The following is a 16,197-nucleotide window of genomic DNA, read 5'->3' on the forward strand; positions in this document are numbered from 1 at the left end:
CCAGGATTTCCTACCGTGGCAAGCCCAGCGTTACAGGAGCAGGAGCGTACTGGCCACATACGCGGCGGGCGCGGCGAAGGCGAACGCCCCCAACGGTCCCTGGATGTGCCTGGCCAGATACATGGCGGGCTCATCACCGTCGATGCGGCGGCTGGCCTCCGCGTAGCCGACGGACAGGTCGACCATGACCGCCACGATGGCCGTGGCGAGGCCGGCGAGCGCGCTGGGCAGCGGGGTGATGCCGTCGAGCAGGTTGCCGATCGCGCCGGCCGCGGCGGTGCCGACCATCGCGCCGAGCACGACACCCGCGCCGCCGCGCGGGACCTGCGGGGCGATGCGGGGCAGCGCGGCGATCGAGTCGGCGAGCCGGGCCACGACGATCGCGATGCCGGCGGCGGCCAGACAGGCGACGATCGCCTGGGTGCCGCGCGGGATCCTGCCGAGCACGATCACGCTGGCGAAGGCGACGACGCCGAGGGTGACGACCAGCGACGAGCCGAGCGACTCGGTGACCCGCTGCCGCCCCGCCGGGCGGGTGAGCTGGCCGACGACGCCGATGATGAACCCGGCGGCGGTGACATAGGCGAGCGGAGCGAGCGACGCGGGGCGGGTCAGCACGGCGGCGACGTCGGTGCCGATCGCGACCGCGATGCCGACGGCGCCGACGACGCGCGGGGCCGGCGGGCGGCTGGCGATGATCCACACGCCGACGAACAGCACCTGCACGCCGAAGATCACCACGGCGTAGGACTCGTGCCTGGTCTGCGCGCCGACGACCAGGCCGACCGTCATGAGCGCGGCGAAGCCCGCGATGCCGAGGGAGACCATGCGCCGAGCCGGTTGAAATGACTCGGACTGGTCGGAGATATCCGGAACGTCGGCCTCCTCCCGGCGCCGGCGGCGGGGCGCCTCGTCGGCGGCCGGAGGCCAGGCGCCGTGGTCCCCGGCGGAGGGTGTGGTAGCGGGCACGCCCCGATGGTGCCAGAACCACCCCGTCCCGGCCCGCACCGGGATGAGAAAAACCGCATAGCACGTCGAAAGAAACGGTGGAGTGTGGCTCACCCGACTGTCTCGATTCGGATCGCCGCTGGTCGCAAAACATGAATACTCCGATATTCTTCGGTGGGATACACCCACAACACCCCGTCAACGTGGCCGGGACGAAGACACAGAGCCGCCGCCCCGCTCAGGGCGCTACAGCGCCCCCGCTGCGAGGTGCGCCGCGGCCACGGAGGTGACTCGTGGAGATTTTGCTGCTGACCGCGGCGCCCGCGGGCCAGGTGGTCCTGCCCGGGCTGGACCTGCTGCCCCACACGGTGCGCACCGCTCCCCGTGACGTCCGCACGCTGGTGAGCGGGCCGAGCCCCGACGCCGTGATCGTCGACGCGCGCACCGAGCTGGCCGACGCCCGCGCGACCTGCCGCATGCTGCACGCCACCGGGCTGGGTGTGCCCCTGCTCGCGGTGGTGACCGAGGCCGGTCTGGTCGCGCTGCACGCCGACTGGGGCCTCGACGACGTCATCCTGGCCAGCGCCGGTCCCGCGGAGATCGAGGCCCGGCTGCGCCTGGGCGTCGGCCGCCTCAACTCGGCCGCGGCCGCGAGCGGCGGCATGATCAAGGCCGGCGAGCTGACGATCGACCCTGACACCTACGCGGCGAAGCTCAAGGGCCGCCCGCTCGACCTCACCTACAAGGAGTTCGAGCTGCTGAAGTTCCTGGCGCAGCACCCCGGCCGGGTCTTCACCCGCGACCAGCTGCTGCGCGAGGTGTGGGGCTATGACTACTTCGGCGGCACCCGCACGGTCGACGTGCACGTGCGGCGCCTGCGCGCGAAGCTCGGCTCGGAATACGAGTCGATGATCGGCACGGTGCGCCAGGTCGGCTACAAGTTCGTCGTCCCACCGTCGCGCCCGCTGCACGAGTCGGAGCCGGTAAGGGTCTGACCTAGACTCCACCCGTGACCGTCGAGCAGCTTGACCACCTCTCCGCCCCGCAGGTCGACGAGGTGCTCGCGCTGAGCCGGGCCGCGGGCGACACCGACGGCGTGCTGCCGCTGTCGGAGCAGGTGGTGCTGCACCTGCGGCACGGGGGCGAGGCGCAGGCGGTGCACCTGCTGGCGCACGACGCCGCCGGCACCGTCGTCGGCTACGCGCACGTGGACACGACCGACGCCGTCGCGGGCGCCTCGGCCGAGCTGGTGGTGCATCCGCAGCACCGGCGGCACGGCGCCGGCCGGGCCCTGGTCGAGGCGGCGATCGCGGTCGCCGACGAGCGCGCCGGCGGCCGGCTGCGGCTGTGGGCGCACGGCGACCACCCCTCGGCCTCCGCGCTCGCCGTCAGCCTCGGCTTCGACCGCGCGCGGGTGCTGCTGCAGCTGCGGCGGTCGCTGTTCGCACCGCTGGACGAGGTGGCGCTGCCCGACGGTGTGACACTGCGGGCGTTCCGGCCCGGCGAGGACGACGCCGCCTGGCTCGCGGTCAACGCCGCAGCCTTCGCCGATCATCCCGAGCAGGGCAGATGGACCCTCGACGACCTGCGCGTGCGGCTGCGGGAGCCGTGGTTCGACGCGGAGGGCTTCCTGCTGGCGTTCCGCCACGAGCCGCCGGAAGGCCGTGACGGCGGCGACCTGCCGGAAGGGCGTGACGGCGGCGAGCCGCCAGAAGGGCGTGACGGCGGCGAGCTGCCAGAAGGGCGTGACGGCCAGCTGCCGGAAGGGCGCGACGGCCGCGAGGAGCTCATCGGTTTCCACTGGACCAAGATTCACGGTGATCTTGCCGATCACGCGATCGGCGAGGTCTACGTGCTGGGCGTCGCGCCCGGCGCGCACGGCGGCGGGCTCGGCCGGGCGCTGACCCTGGCCGGCCTCCGGCACCTCCGATCGCGCGGACTTTCGCAGGTCATGCTCTATGTCGACGAGGACAACCGGCGCGCGGTGGCGCTGTATCAGCGGCTCGGTTTCGTGCGCTGGGCCAACGATGTGAACTTCCGCCGCGGCGTCTGACACAAAACGGGCACCACCTATCTCCAATGGGCAGTTCACCCATTGGCAAACTGGCCTCCGACCAGGCGTCACCTTTTCCGGAGGACCTGTTCACCCCTCGTTCATCCGCCCCCGGAGGGCCGGTTACCTAGCGCTCTTAGCGTCGCTTTCAGTCGACGACCCCCGTCGGCAGTACCCCGACGAAGGGACCGCAGTGAACTTCAAGCGGCACGGCATTCTGGCCGGCATCGCGATCACCGCGACGCTGGCGCTCACCGCGTGCGGCTCGGATAACAACGAGACCCCCGGTACCACGGGCAGCAACGGTGGCAGCGCTCCGGCCTCCACCATCAACTGCGCAAAGGGCTCACTGACGGCCCAGGGCTCGTCCGCGCAGAAGAACGCGATGGACGAGTGGATCAAGGCGTACCAGCAGAAGTGCACGGACGCGAAGATCGACTACCAGGGCACCGGTTCCGGTGCTGGTATCACCGCCTTCTCGGGTGGCACCGCCGACTTCGCCGGCTCGGACTCCGCCCTCAAGGACGGTGACGAGTCCACCAAGGCGACCGCTCGCTGCGGCGGCAACCCGGCGCTCAACCTGCCGATGGTCACCGGCCCGATCGCCATCGCCTACAACCTCGACGGCGTCAAGGACCTCCAGCTCAAGCCGGAGACCCTCGCCAAGATCTTCAGCGGCGCGATCGCCAAGTGGGACGACGCCGCCATCAAGGCCGACAACCCGAGCGCGACGCTCCCGTCGACCCCGATCAACGCCATCCACCGCCAGGAGTCCTCGGGCACCACCGAGAACTTCACCGGCTACCTGGACAAGGCCGCGGCCGGCACCTGGACCCTGGGCAAGGACAAGGTCTGGAAGGGCACCGGCGGCCAGGCCGAGAAGGGCTCCGACGGCGTCGCGGGCGCGATCAAGAAGGCCCCCGGCACCATCGGCTACGTCGAGTGGTCGTTCGCCAAGGTCAACTCGCTCGCCACCGCCAAGATCTACAACGGCGCCGGCGAGTACACCGCGCTGACCGGTGCCGCGGCCGGCAAGACCGTCGCGGGCGCCAAGATCACCGGCACCGGCGACGACCTGAAGCTCTCGATCGACTACGCCACCAAGGAGGCCGGGGCCTACCCGATCATCCTGGTGACCTACGAGATCGTCTGCAGCAAGGGCACCCCGGCCGACAAGCTCGAGCTGCTCAAGGGCTTCCTCGGCTACACCGTGAGCGCCGAGGGCCAGGCGCAGCTCGACAAGCTGGGCTACGCCCCGCTGCCCGAGTCGGTCCAGACCAAGGTCGCCGCCTCCGTGAAGAACCTGGCCTGACGGGACTCTCGTTGAGCCAGCAGACTCTGCCTGCCACCTCCGCCGGTTCGCCCGGCGGAGGTGGCGGTCTTCCGAGGCGCCGCAGACTCGGCGCCGACATGCTCTTCCGTGGCACCGCGACGGCTGCCGGCTCGATGGTGCTCGTCATCATCGCCGCCATCGCCGTCTTCCTGGTCGTCAAGGCGATTCCGGCGATCAGCAAGGACACCGAGAACTTCTTCACCTTCAAGGGCTGGTTCACCGAAGGCGAGAACCCGCAGTTCGGTGTGGCGGCGACGGTCTTCGGCACGGTCCTCACCGGCGCCCTGGCGCTGCTGCTGGCGGTGCCGGTCGCCCTGGGCATCGCGCTGTGCCTGTCGCACTACGCGCACCGCCGGGTGGCCACCAGCCTCGGCTTCGTGATCGACCTGCTGGCCGCGGTCCCCAGCGTCGTGTTCGGTCTCTGGGGTCGCGACTACTTCTACGAGCCGATCACCAACTTCTCGAAGTGGCTGCACGACACCTTCGGCTGGCTGCCGATCTTCGGCAGCGAGGGCCCCTACGGCAAGTCGATCCTCCTCGGCTCGATCGTCCTGGCGATCATGGTCCTGCCGATCGTCACCTCGCTCTCCCGTGAGGTCTTCATGCAGACCCCGCCGGAGAACCAGGAGGCCGCGCTCGCGCTCGGCTCCACCAAGTGGGAGATGATCCGCACCGCCGTGATCCCCTACGGCAAGGCCGGCATCATCGCCTCGGTCATGCTGGGCCTGGGCCGCGCGCTCGGCGAGACGATCGCCCTCGCACTGACCCTCGGCGGCGTGTACGCGATCAACTTCGACTTCCTCGGACCCGGCGGCGTCACCATCGCCTCCAACATCGCCAACCGGTTCGGCGAGGCCAACGAACTCGGCCGGGGCGCGCTGATCGCCTCCGGTCTCGTGCTGTTCGCCATCACGCTGGTCGTCAACATGGCCGCGCGCGCGATCGTCTACCGGCGCCGCGAATTCGTCGGGAGCGCATGATGAGTGTCGAAACCCCTGAGCGTCTCGTCGGGGTGAGCAGCGGCCAGCAGCTGCGCAGCAAGTCCCTGCCGTCGTGGTCGTCCGCCGCGGCGGCCGTCGCGGCCATCGCGGTGGCGTTCCTGCTGATCAACCTGACGGGCGCCGGCGGCCTGGTCCTGACCGGTGTCGTCGCGGCCGCGCTGTTCGTGGTGTTCCTCGCGATCGCCGCGGCGGTGGTCGAGGGCGGGCGCGCCGCCCGCAACCGGATCGCCACCACGCTCATCTACGGCGCGTTCGTCCTGGCCCTGGCCCCGCTGCTCTCGGTGGCCTGGACGCTGGTCAGCAAGGGCACCACCCGCCTCGACGGCAACTTCTTCGGCACGTCGATGAACAACATCGGCGCGTTCGACGAGCAGGGCGGCGCGTACCACGCGATCATCGGCACGCTCGAGCAGGCCGGTCTCGCCACGCTGATCACGGTGCCGCTGGGCATCCTCGGCGCGATCTACATCGTCGAGTACGGCCGGGGCTTCCTGGCCAACGCGATCCGCTTCTTCGTCGACGTCATGACCGGTATCCCGTCGATCGTGTCGGGTCTGTTCATCCTGTCGTTCTGGGTCTTCACGGTCACCCCGCTGTTCAACGACGGCAACGCCCGCTACTCGGGCTTCGCCGCGGCACTGTCGCTGAGCGTGCTGATGCTCCCGACGATCGTGCGGTCGACCGAGGAGATGCTGCGGCTCGTCCCCACCGCGCTGCGCGAGGGCGCCTACGCGCTCGGCGTGGCACGCTGGAAGACGATCGTCAGCATCGTGCTGCCGACGGCGCTGCCCGGCATCGTCACCGGCGTCATGCTGGCGGTGGCCCGTGCCGCCGGTGAGACCGCGCCGGTCCTGCTCGTCGCCGGCGGCTTCAACTCGATCAACTTCAACGTGTTCAGCGGCAACCAGTCGTCCCTCTCCCTGTTCGTCTTCGAGCAGGCCGGGGTCGCCTCCGCGTTCGCGCCCGGCCGCGCCTGGACGGCGGCCCTCACGCTGGTCGTTCTCGTCCTGGTCCTGACCGTCACGGCGAAGCTGCTGGCCCGCCGCAACAAGCTCGCCCGATGACCCTCACTGGAGCGCCCCACATGGCAAAGCGCATCGAAGCCCACGGTGTCACTTCGTACTACGGATCGTTCAAGGCGATCGACGGCGTCTCGATGACGATCGAGCCGAAGTCCGTGACGGCTCTGATCGGGCCCTCCGGCTGCGGCAAGTCGACGTTCCTGCGGTCGATCAACCGGATGCACGAGGTCCTGGCAGGCGCCCGCATCGAGGGCCGGCTCCTCATCGACGGGCAGAACATCTACGACAAGGACGTCGACGTCACGGCGGTCCGCCGGATGATCGGCATGGTCTTCCAGCGGCCCAACCCGTTCCCGACCATGTCGATCTTCGACAACGTCGTCGCGGGCCTGCGGCTCAACGGCGTGCGCAAGAAGTCGGTGCTCGAAGAGGTCGCCGAGAAGGCGCTGCGCAGCGCCAACCTGTGGAACGAGGTCAAGGACCGGCTCGGCCGTCCCGGCGCCGGCCTGTCCGGCGGGCAGCAGCAGCGTCTCTGCATCGCCCGCGCCATCGCGGTCGAGCCGCAGGTCGTGCTCATGGACGAGCCCTGCTCGGCGCTCGACCCGATCTCCACGCTCGCGATCGAGGACCTGATCACCGAGCTGAAGAACCAGTACACGATCGTGATCGTCACGCACAACATGCAGCAGGCGGCCCGCGTCTCGGACCGCACCGGCTTCTTCTCGATCGAAAAGACCGGCGACCCCGGCCGCCTCATCGAGTACGACGACACCGCCAAGATCTTCACCAACCCGTCGGTCAAGAAGACCGAGGACTACATCACCGGCCGGTTCGGCTAGACCCGCTATTTTGGTCGGATGGCGTCGGCCGGGTCACGGTCCGACGCCGCCGCCAGGGCCGCCTCGATGCTGCCCGCCTCCGCCAGCTCGAGAAGCGTGAAGGTGGTCGGCGGCAGCATCGTGAAGCGACCGTCCGCGGCCTCGGCCGGCGCGCACCAGACCGTGTCGTCGGCCTCCCCGCCGACATCCCTCGTGACCTGACCCTCCGGCAGGGCGGCGAGGAAGAAGTACGTGTCGAAGCGGCGCGGCTCGAACTCCGGCGTGATCCAGCGCGACCACGCGGCCAGCAGGTCGGAGCGCAGGACCAGGCCGTTGTCGGCGAGGAACTCCGCGAAGCCGAGCTCCCGGTCGATCAGCGCCAGCCTGGCCCGCTCCCAGTCGGGTCCGCTCACATCGCCGACGACGGTGTCCTCGTCGGCGCCGGCCAGCAGCACGCCGGACTCCTCGAACACCTCCCGGACGGCCGCGCAGACGAGCGAGCGGGCCACGGACTCCGGAAGCCGCAGCCGCGCCGCCCACTGCGCCGGCGACGGGCCGGCCCACCCCGGCAGGACGGTCGCGTCGCGCGGGTCCACGCCGCCGCCGGGGAACACGTACATCGACGCGGCGAAGGCCATCGTGCGGACGCGGCGCAGCAGATACACCTCGAACGGCGCCCGCAGCAGGACCACCGTGCCGGCGAGGCGGGGCTCCACCGGTGCACCACCGGAATCAGCGAACCGGCGGGCCTGCTCGGCAAGACCGGGCGGTAGACGGAACTCGACCATCCGCCCAGCCTAGGGCTTCGCCTCGTGGCCGGATCTCCCGTGGGTGCGGCGGCGCTCCTTCATCTCGGCCTCGAAGAGGTGCCGGCGGCCCTGGACGAGCTCGTCGCGGGCGGTCCGGTCGAGGTCCTTGAACAGGGCGTAGTAGCCGTCGTCGAACTCCTCGACGACCTGGAACGTCCAGCGTCCGGCGATCACGTTGCGCCCGACGAGCTCGGTCTCGATCCGCTCGGCGAGCTTCGCGTGGCCGGCGTCGCGGAACATGCCGACCACCTCGTCGAGCATCAGGTCGGCGTGGCCGATCAGCTGGTGCACGTCGTAGAGGCGCCCCCGGGCCCGTTCCACGGTCTCCAACGCCTCGCTCAGCTTGCCCAGCGCCTCGACGGTGGCGGCCGACACCCCGTCCGGCCTGCGGTGTTGCTCATCTGGTCCCACGGGCGTCCGGTACCCCGCCGAGCACTAGATTGAACGTCATGGCCGACCGCATTCGCTGGGGCATCCTGTCCACCGGCAGCATCGCGAGCACGTTCGTCGACGATCTGCGCCTGCTGCCGGACGCCGTGGTGACCGCCGTCGGATCGCGGACCTCCGCCGCCGCGGAGCGGTTCGCCGCGGCGCACGACATCCCCCGGGCGCACGGCTCCTGGCAGGCGCTGGTCGACGACCCCGAGGTCGACGCGATCTACGTGGCGACCCCGCACACCGCGCACTTCGACGCGACGATGCTGTCCTTGGCCGCGGGCAAGGCGACGCTGACGGAGAAGCCCTTCACGCTCGACGTCGCGTCGTCGGAGACGCTCGTGCAGACCGCCCGCGAGCGCGGCGTGTTCCTCATGGAGGCCATGTGGATGCGCTGCATCCCGGCGGTCCGGCGGATGGTCGACCTCGTCGCCGGCGGCGCGATCGGCGAGCCCACGGCGGTGCACGCCGACTTCGGCATGGCGGGCCCGTGGGACGGGACGCACCGGCTGATGTCCCGGGCCCTGGGCGGCGGGGCGCTGTATGACGTCGGGATATACCCGGTGACGTTCGCGCACCTCTTCCTCGGCATGCCCTCCAGCGTGCAGGCGTGGGCGCGGATGACGCCCGGCGGCGTCGACGCCAACACCGGCATCCTGCTCGGCTACGACTCCGGCGCCCTCGCCGCGCTGACCTGCGGGCTGGTCGGCGACAGCGCCCGCCGGGCGACGATCACCGGCACGACGGGCCGCATCGAGGTGCCGCGCGACTTCTTCCACCCGCAGGCGTTCACGCTCTGGCGCGGCGACTCGCCTTCGGAGGTCGAGCTGCCGTTCGAGGGCGCCGGCTACCACTTCGAGGCCGCCGAGGTGCACCGTTGCCTGCGCGAGGGCCTCACCGAGAGCCCGCTGATCCCCCTCGCCGGAACGCTGGACATTTTGACCGTTTTGGATGCTGTACGGGTAAAGGTCGGTCTTGACTACTCCGACTAGCGGGACCACCTGACGGTCTTCACTTGGCTACCCTGCGCGATATGGCGAAGGAGATCCGGGCCGATCCCGGAGCGCTGAGCGATCTGGCGGATGCCAGCCTGGCCGCGGCATCGCGCCTCGGCGACCACTTCGGTGGCGGCTACCGCCACCTGCCGCTGCCCCCGTCGACGTTCGGCACCCTCGGCGGCGCGGCCACCCTGCACGGCACCTGCACCCTCGTGCTCCAGGACGCCCACGCCGCGATCACCGGGCTGGCCGCGGTCCTGGAGGGCGACGCCGACCGCCTGCTGCGCACCGCGTTCGCGTACCACGAGGCCGACCGCCTCGCCGACCAGCGCGTCGGCGGCTCCCGCGGAGTCACCGCATGACCAGCGCGGAAGGCGCGCGGTGCGGACCCGCGGCCGCGGGACGGCGCAGCACGCCGAAGATGCCCGATCGGGGCGACGCTGACGGCGGTTGCCGTCCTGTGGCAGCGCGACGCGGCGGCTGGAGTGCGGCGGGTGCGGTCGGACAGCGGTGCGGGCCCGGAGCGGGGCGGCACGGTGTGGTCGGGACGGTTGTGGGGGTGGGGGCATGACCACGGCGGAGGCGGTGGCGGCGTCGATCGTCGTCGACGACCTGTGGCGGCTCGACGCGCGGCCCGAGTCGCTGGAGGCGGCGGCGCGGGTGTGGCGGGCGACGGGGCAGGACGCCGCGGCGGCGCTGGCCGGGCTGGAGGCGGCGGCGCGGGCCGTGGACAGCGGCGGGTGGGCCGGGGACGCGGCCGAGAGCTACCAGTGGCACCGCGCGAAGCTGGGGCGGGACCTGGACACCATGGCGCGGATGGGGCCGGCGACCGCCGGGCGGCTGGAGGCGATGGCCGCGTTGCTGCGGCGGGGGCAGGACCTGCTCGATGACGGGTGGCGACGGATCGGCGCGGCCGTGCCGCACCGGCGGGGGCGGGACGCGGTCACGTTCAGCCCCGTTGACCGGGCGCAGGCCGACGCGGTCGGACGGGCCGCCGGTGATGCCGCCGCGATCCGGTCCGAGGTGGTGCAGGCGCTGCTCGTCCATGATGCGGCGCTGCGATCGGACCGGCCGCAGTGGGCGGCGGTCGCGGCGGGCTGGGGTGCGGTGGCGGCCGGGCGGGTGGAGGGCTGGGCGGCCGCCGGGGAGAGCGGGACCGGGGTCGACGTCATCGTGGCCGGCAGCGTGGTGGTCAACGCGGCCGGAGGCGGTGATGTGATCACGGTGCGCACCGAGCCGGACGGGAGCCGGATCGTGCTCGTCGACGGGGTGCCGGTCAGGGTCCCCGCGGGCGCGCGGCTGGTCGTGCGGGCCGGCGCGGGCGACGACACCGTCCGCGTGGAGGGCGCCGGCGCCGTGACCGTGCTCGGCGGCTCCGGCGACGACGTGCTGGAGGGCGGCGACGGGGACGACGTGATCATCGCCGGGGCGGGCGCCGACAAGGTCCTGGGCGGCGCGGGCGACGACCTGGTGAGCCTGGGACCGCTGGGGACGCGCGGCGGGCGGCCGGTGACCGAGATCGCGATGCTCGGCGATGGGGACGACCGGCTCCGGGGCGGCGACGGCACGGCCCAGGTCGACGGTGGCGAGGGCGACGACCTGCTGTTCGGCGGCGACGGCGCCGACGTGATCAGCGGCGGTGGCGGCGCGGACACCGTCGTCGGCGGCGACGGCGAGGACCGGCTGACCGGCAACGGCGGCGACGACACGCTGTTCGGTGGGGACGGCGCCGACTACGTCGACGGCGGCGCGGGCGACGACCGGCTCGACGGCGGTGAGGACGGCGACGTGCTGTACGGCGGCGACGGCCGGGACACCCTGATCGGCGGCGCGGGCGGCGACTACCTGGACGGCGGCACCGGCGACGACACCCTGGACGGCGGCGACGGCCGGGACGTGCTCTCCGGCGGGAGCGGCGACGACCTGATCATCGGCGGCAAGGGCGACGACGTCGTGTACTCCGGGGCCGGCGCGGACGTGGTGGCCGGCGGTGAGGGCGACGACGTCCTGTACGGCCAGGGCGAGGACCGCGCCACCGGGGTCGAGCGGTTCGCCGCGGTCTCCTCCGCGGGCGGGCTGGACAGCTTCGTGCGGATCGAGGGCGACGCGGAGTTCGTCGCGCGGGTGCGGGCGGATCTCGACCTGCTCAGCGCCTCGCCCGACGGCCGGCAGATGCTCGCGGCACTCCAGGCGACCGGCGTGCCGATCACCATCCAGCCGGAGGCGGACGACAACGGGCACGCGAGGCCCGGACCGCGGCCGGTGGTGCTCTACAACCCGGCGTGGGGTGGCGTGCTGGACGGACGGCCGCCGGTGGTGACGCTCTTCCATGAGCTGGCGCACGTGTACGACTTCACGCACGGCACGGTCGACCGGCGCTCGTACAACGGTGCCAGCGGGCGTGACGTGGACGGCTTCGGCAATCCGGTGCCCAACTCCGAGCGGCAGGCCGCCGGGCTGCCGATCGACGACGACGGCGACCCGGCGACCGCCAACCGGATCGACCCGCGGCATCCGATCGAGCTCACCGAGAACGGCCTGCGCGCCGAGATGCGTCTGGCGCACCGCGGCACGTACGGGAGTCCCTAGCCGCTAGAACATCCAGCGGGAGAGCAGGTAGGCGAGGACGGCGATGGCTCCCGCGGCCGGGAAGGTGAGGACCCAGGCGATCAGGATGTTGCCGGCCACGCTCCACCGGACCGCGGAGAGCCGCTTGGTCGCGCCGACGCCCATGATCGCCGAGGTGATCGTGTGGGTCGTCGAGATCGGTACACCCAGCCATGACGTGGTGAAGAGCACACCGGAGGCGACCGTCTCGGCCGCGAAGCCCTGCGGCGGGTCCAGGTCGATGACCTTGCGGCCCAGCGTGCGGATGATGCGCCAGCCGCCGGAGTACGTGCCGAGCGCCAGCATCGTCGAGGACGTCCAGAAGACCCACTCGGGGATGTGGCTGGTGTTGTCCTGGTAGCCGCCGGCGTACAGGGCGAGGACGACGATGCCCATGGTCTTCGCGGCGTCCTGCATGCCGTGGCCGACGGACATCGCCGCGGCGGACACGGTCTGCGCGTAGCGGAAGCCCTTGTTGAGCTTGCGCGGGTTGCCGTTCCGGAAGATCCACATGATGGCGATCATGAAGGCCCCGCCGAGCGTGAAGCCGACCAGCGGCGAGGCCACCATCGGGATGACGACCTTCTCCAAAATGCCGGACCACAGCACGGTGGCGTCCTGCACCCCGAGGAGCATCGCGCCGAGCGACGCCCCGACCAGGCCGCCGACCAGGGCGTGCGACGAGGAGGAGGGGATCCCGAAGTACCAGGTGATGAGGTTCCACGCGATGGCGCCGACGACGCCGGCGAACACGATGCCGAGGCCGCTCATGCCGCTGGGCGGGTGGATGATGCCGCTGCCGACGGTCTTGGCGACGGCGCCGCCGAGGTGCGCGCCGGCGAAGTTGCCGAGCGCGGCCATGATCAGGCCGGTGCGCGGGCTGAGCGCGCGGGTGGAGACGGAGGTCGCGATCGCGTTGGCCGCGTCGTGGAAGCCGTTGGTGTAGTCGAACACCAGCGCCACGAGGATGACCGCCAGCACCGCGACGAGCTGGGCGCTGATCAGGACTCCTTGACGACGATGGTCTCGATGGTGTTCGCCACGTGCTCGAAGGCGTCGCATGCGGCCTCGAGCTCGTCGACGACCTCTTTCATCTTGAGCACCGTGAGCGCGTCGTACTCACCGGAGAACAGGCGCACGAGCATCATGCGGTACGCGTTGTCGCCCTCGTTCTCCAGGCGGTTGCACTCGACCCAGTATTCCTCGAGGTTCTTCATCGTCTTGAGCCGCGGCATCGCCTCAGCGGTGAGCCTGGACTGCTGGTCGAGGACCTTGACCATCTCGTGCAGTTCGCGGGGCAGCGACGGCAGCTTGGTGAGGCCGTAGAGGTAGAGCAGGCTGCCGACCGCCTCGAGGTGGTCCATCACGTCGTCGAGCAGCGATCCGAGCCGGTAGATGTCCTCCCGGTCGAACGGCGTGATGAAGCTGGAGTTGATCTTCTTGTAGAGCTCGTGCGTGATCGCGTCGCTGTCGTGCTCGACCTCGACCAGCCGCTCACTGACGGTCTGTACGTCGACGCCCGGGAGCGCCAGCTCGGAGAGCAGCTCCGTGCCGATCACCAGGTTCTTCGCCGCACGGGTGAAGAACTCGTAGAACGAATCGTCGCTGGGACGAAGCCTGAAACGCACAGCCCTGACCTCGAGACGTGAACGGATTCCGCGAGCAAACCGGTTGGTCCTCGGCGGGAATGCTAGATCCCGCCCCCGGGGTTGGCAGAACCGCAGTCCTGTGACCTTGCGCAGTTCATCTCTCGTTCAGCTTGTGTTCATCTTGTACGACGGCCCGCCGCGGCTCCGCCCGGTGCTTTCGCTCCCGTTCGACGGGTTTGCGGAGAAACCTGGCGAGCGGGCCGCGGTGGCGGCTCGCGATGAGGTCGACGCCCGCGGCGCGCAGCTCCAGCCAGAACGCCGAGCGCACCGCGCGCGGGTCCTCGGGCACGCCGACGAAGCGGATGCGCCGGCCACCGGCGTGCGCGGCGCCGATCAGCGACCGCACGATGTGCCGCGCCTCGGCGGGGAACTCGGGCCACTCCTCCTGCGGGTCCCAGCCGAGCCTGGCCCCGAGCGCCTCGGTGACCAGCGGCGCGACGGTGACTGGCAGCCCGCCCGGCTCCAGGTCGCTGAAGCGGCCCTCCAGGAACGCGAACCGCTCGTAGGCGCCGAGCAGGTCGACGCGGGACCAGTACGAGCCGGTGAGCACGACGGTGATCGCGCCGGGCACGACCCGGCCGCCCAGGAACGTCGTGAGCAGTTCGGCCCGCGGGCGCAGGAGGAGGTCGAGGGCCTCGTACTCCGGCCGCGCGGTCTGCAGCGCCGGCGCGCCCCGCTGCTGGGGCGGGTACGAGGTCCTGTGCGGCGCCGCCAGGTCCGGGTCGGCGTGCACGAGCAGCAGGAACGGCTCGGCGCGGCGGGGATGGACCCGGCCGACCGGGCTCGCGTCGACCAGCGCCGCCAGGGGCTCCAGGACGGCGTCCTCGAACGTCGGCGCCGGCTCGCCGTCGGGCATGGCACAGTCCAGGCGCAGCACGGGCGGGCTGGTGTCGCCGTCGAGCCGGACGGCGACCTCGACGCCCGCGAAGCCGGCGCGGACCGCGGCGGCGATCGGATCGGCCGGACCGTCGACGGCGACGAGCAGGCCGTCGGCGAGATAGGGCCGGCCCCGCCGCGCTCTCGCCGCGGCGAGGGCACCCATCGCAGCGAGGCCGACGAGGCCGCCGGCGATCGTGGCCAGACCATTGCTCATTCCTAAATGGTATGTAACGTACATATCGCCCGGGTGCGAAACGCCCTGCTCCGATGGGCTTGAATGGGCGCGTGGACGACGGGTTCAGCGCGCACCGCGGGCATCTGTTCGGCGTGGCGTACCGGATGCTCGGCAGCCGCGCCGACGCCGAGGACGTCGTGCAGGACGCCTGGCTGCGGTTCGCGGGCGCGGACACCTCCGGCGTCGCCGACCTGCGGGCGTGGCTGACCACCGTCACCGGGCGGCTGTGCCTCGACCACCTGCGCGCCGCCAAGGTCCGGCGCGAGGCGTATGTCGGGCCGTGGCTGCCGTCGCCGCTGATCGAGCGGATCGCCGACCCCGCACAGATCGACCCGGGCGAGCGGGTGGCGTTCCGCGACAGCGTGAGCATCGCGCTGCTGCTCGTGCTGGACGCGCTGACCCCGGAGCAGCGGGTGGCGTTCGTGCTGCACGACGTGTTCGCCGTGCCGTTCGCGGAGGTGGCGGCGACACTTGGCACCACCGCCGAGAACGCGAGGCAACTGGCCTCACGGGCCCGCCGGGCCGTCGCCGACGGCGAACGCCGGCACACCACCGACCGGGCCAGGCAGGCCGAGGTCCTCGCCGCGTTCACCGCCGCGGCGTCCGGTGGGGACCTCGACGCGCTGCTCAAGCTTCTCGCCCCGGACGTGGTGGCGCTCGGCGACGGCGGGGGCGTCGTCTCCGCGGCCCGCCGGCCGATCGTCGGGGCGCTGCGGGTGGCCCGCTTCGTGCTCGGCCTCTACCGGCACGGTTTCGACGTCGAGCCCGTCCTCGTCAACGGCGACGTCGGGCTGGTCGTCACGTCCGGCTCACAGGTCGCGGTCGCCAGCCTGTCGATCAGCCCTTCAGGGCTCGTGACCGGGCTCTACAACCAGCTCAATCCGGCGAAGCTGCCACCTTTGCCCTCATCGGACCAGATCTAGCCATTCGTGATACCTGGTGCCGAACGGCTCCGTGCGCTGGGTGACGGCGCCGAAGAGCCAGTCGGCGCTGGCCTGGGCCTCGGCGATCACGTCGGCCGGGTAGGAGTACTTGACCTGGTGGGCGGCGAACTCGTCCTCGTCGAGCAGCTCGATCGCGCCCGTGCGGCGGCGCCGGACGTCGAGATCCAGGTCGATCATCGTGACCTCGGTCTCCTCGATCCAGTGCGGGACCGTGGTGATGTCGCAGTAGATCTCGGTGCGGTGCGGGGCGGCGTTGAAGCAGGCGGTCCACCAGGACTGGCGCGGGAAGAGCAGCACGTGCGGCGACTCGACCGGGCCCGTCCTCGTCGGTCCGCGGTGCACGATGGTGCCACTGTCGGCGCCGACCCAGATGCCGTGGTCGTCCTCGCCGAGGAGTCTGGTCTCGTAGTTCCAGTGCAGTGAGCCGTCGAACTTCCGGTAGACCACCTTTGGCATGCGCCCACAG

Annotated in this window: 17 protein-coding genes; 10 read left to right on the top strand and 7 right to left on the bottom strand. The window is 71.5% G+C overall.

Annotated features, from left to right (window positions below; translation table 11 throughout):
• Positions 1-30: 30 nt before the first annotated feature.
• Positions 31-969, bottom strand: a complete 939-nt coding sequence (locus ABZS58_RS20320; RefSeq protein WP_354783550.1) for a hypothetical protein — start codon at positions 967-969, stop codon at positions 31-33.
• 272 nt (positions 970-1,241) lie between these two features.
• Between ABZS58_RS20320 and ABZS58_RS20325 the strand changes: the two genes are divergently transcribed.
• The 6 genes from ABZS58_RS20325 to pstB all read left to right on the top strand — a co-directional run bounded on the left by ABZS58_RS20325 (position 1,242) and on the right by pstB (position 7,196).
• Positions 1,242-1,943, top strand: a complete 702-nt coding sequence (locus tag ABZS58_RS20325) for a response regulator transcription factor (RefSeq protein WP_354783552.1) — start codon at positions 1,242-1,244, stop codon at positions 1,941-1,943.
• A 14-nt stretch (positions 1,944-1,957) separates the two neighbouring features.
• Positions 1,958-3,001: a mycothiol synthase gene (gene mshD, locus ABZS58_RS20330; protein WP_354783554.1), complete on the top strand. Its 1,044-nt coding sequence runs from the start codon at positions 1,958-1,960 to the stop codon at positions 2,999-3,001.
• Positions 3,002-3,194: 193 nt separating this feature from the next.
• Positions 3,195-4,313 (top strand): phosphate ABC transporter substrate-binding protein PstS, encoded by a 1,119-nt coding sequence (gene pstS / locus ABZS58_RS20335; protein WP_354783556.1) that lies wholly within the window; start codon positions 3,195-3,197, stop codon positions 4,311-4,313.
• 98 nt (positions 4,314-4,411) lie between these two features.
• Complete coding sequence (pstC, locus tag ABZS58_RS20340; protein ID WP_354783558.1) at positions 4,412-5,314, top strand: phosphate ABC transporter permease subunit PstC; 903 nt, start codon at positions 4,412-4,414, stop codon at positions 5,312-5,314.
• Positions 5,311-6,399, top strand: a complete 1,089-nt coding sequence (pstA, locus tag ABZS58_RS20345; protein ID WP_354783560.1) for a phosphate ABC transporter permease PstA — start codon at positions 5,311-5,313, stop codon at positions 6,397-6,399. Before pstC ends, pstA begins: the two co-directional genes overlap by 4 nt.
• A 20-nt stretch (positions 6,400-6,419) precedes the next feature.
• The gene (gene pstB, locus ABZS58_RS20350) at positions 6,420-7,196 is read left to right on the top strand and encodes a phosphate ABC transporter ATP-binding protein PstB (RefSeq protein WP_354783562.1); all 777 of its coding nucleotides are present in this window, start codon (positions 6,420-6,422) and stop codon (positions 7,194-7,196) included.
• 5 nt (positions 7,197-7,201) lie between these two features.
• On the opposite strand, the gene ABZS58_RS20355 is transcribed toward pstB, so the two are convergent.
• Entirely contained in the window at positions 7,202-7,963 is a 762-nt protein-coding gene (locus tag ABZS58_RS20355; RefSeq protein WP_354783564.1) for an NUDIX hydrolase, read from the bottom strand.
• Between the two features lie 9 nt (positions 7,964-7,972).
• Entirely contained in the window at positions 7,973-8,395 is a 423-nt protein-coding gene (locus ABZS58_RS20360) for a hypothetical protein (protein ID WP_354783566.1), read from the bottom strand.
• A gap of 38 nt (positions 8,396-8,433) precedes the next feature.
• On the opposite strand from ABZS58_RS20360, the gene ABZS58_RS20365 reads away from it, so the two are divergent.
• The 3 genes from ABZS58_RS20365 to ABZS58_RS20375 all read left to right on the top strand — a co-directional run bounded on the left by ABZS58_RS20365 (position 8,434) and on the right by ABZS58_RS20375 (position 12,006).
• Complete coding sequence (locus ABZS58_RS20365; RefSeq protein WP_354783568.1) at positions 8,434-9,411, top strand: Gfo/Idh/MocA family oxidoreductase; 978 nt, start codon at positions 8,434-8,436, stop codon at positions 9,409-9,411.
• Between the two features lie 41 nt (positions 9,412-9,452).
• Positions 9,453-9,779, top strand: coding sequence for a hypothetical protein (locus ABZS58_RS20370; RefSeq protein WP_354783570.1), 327 nt, complete (start codon positions 9,453-9,455; stop codon positions 9,777-9,779).
• Positions 9,780-9,984: 205 nt separating this feature from the next.
• A complete protein-coding gene (locus ABZS58_RS20375; RefSeq protein ID WP_354783572.1) occupies positions 9,985-12,006 on the top strand; it encodes a M91 family zinc metallopeptidase in 2,022 nt (673 codons plus the stop codon).
• Between the two features lie 3 nt (positions 12,007-12,009).
• On the opposite strand, the gene ABZS58_RS20380 is transcribed toward ABZS58_RS20375, so the two are convergent.
• The 3 genes from ABZS58_RS20380 to ABZS58_RS20390 all read right to left on the bottom strand — a co-directional run bounded on the left by ABZS58_RS20380 (position 12,010) and on the right by ABZS58_RS20390 (position 14,766).
• A complete protein-coding gene (locus tag ABZS58_RS20380) occupies positions 12,010-13,026 on the bottom strand; it encodes an inorganic phosphate transporter (protein WP_354783658.1) in 1,017 nt (338 codons plus the stop codon).
• Complete coding sequence (locus ABZS58_RS20385) at positions 13,026-13,652, bottom strand: DUF47 family protein (protein ID WP_354783574.1); 627 nt, start codon at positions 13,650-13,652, stop codon at positions 13,026-13,028. Before ABZS58_RS20385 ends, ABZS58_RS20380 begins: the two co-directional genes overlap by 1 nt.
• Positions 13,653-13,767: 115 nt before the next feature.
• Positions 13,768-14,766 carry a hypothetical protein gene (locus tag ABZS58_RS20390; protein ID WP_354783576.1) on the bottom strand — a complete coding sequence of 333 codons (999 nt, stop codon included), beginning with the start codon at positions 14,764-14,766 and terminating at the stop codon, positions 13,768-13,770.
• 71 nt (positions 14,767-14,837) lie between these two features.
• On the opposite strand from ABZS58_RS20390, the gene sigJ reads away from it, so the two are divergent.
• Positions 14,838-15,710, top strand: coding sequence for an RNA polymerase sigma factor SigJ (sigJ, locus tag ABZS58_RS20395; protein WP_354783578.1), 873 nt, complete (start codon positions 14,838-14,840; stop codon positions 15,708-15,710).
• Here sigJ and ABZS58_RS20400 read toward each other — a convergent pair.
• The gene (locus ABZS58_RS20400) at positions 15,693-16,187 is read right to left on the bottom strand and encodes a DUF402 domain-containing protein (RefSeq protein ID WP_354783580.1); all 495 of its coding nucleotides are present in this window, start codon (positions 16,185-16,187) and stop codon (positions 15,693-15,695) included. The genes sigJ and ABZS58_RS20400 overlap by 18 nt on opposite strands.
• Between the last annotated feature and the right edge of the window lie 10 nt (positions 16,188-16,197).

The organism is Dactylosporangium sp. NPDC005555 (assembly GCF_040605635.1).
Classification (GTDB): Bacteria; Actinomycetota; Actinomycetes; order Mycobacteriales; family Micromonosporaceae; genus Dactylosporangium.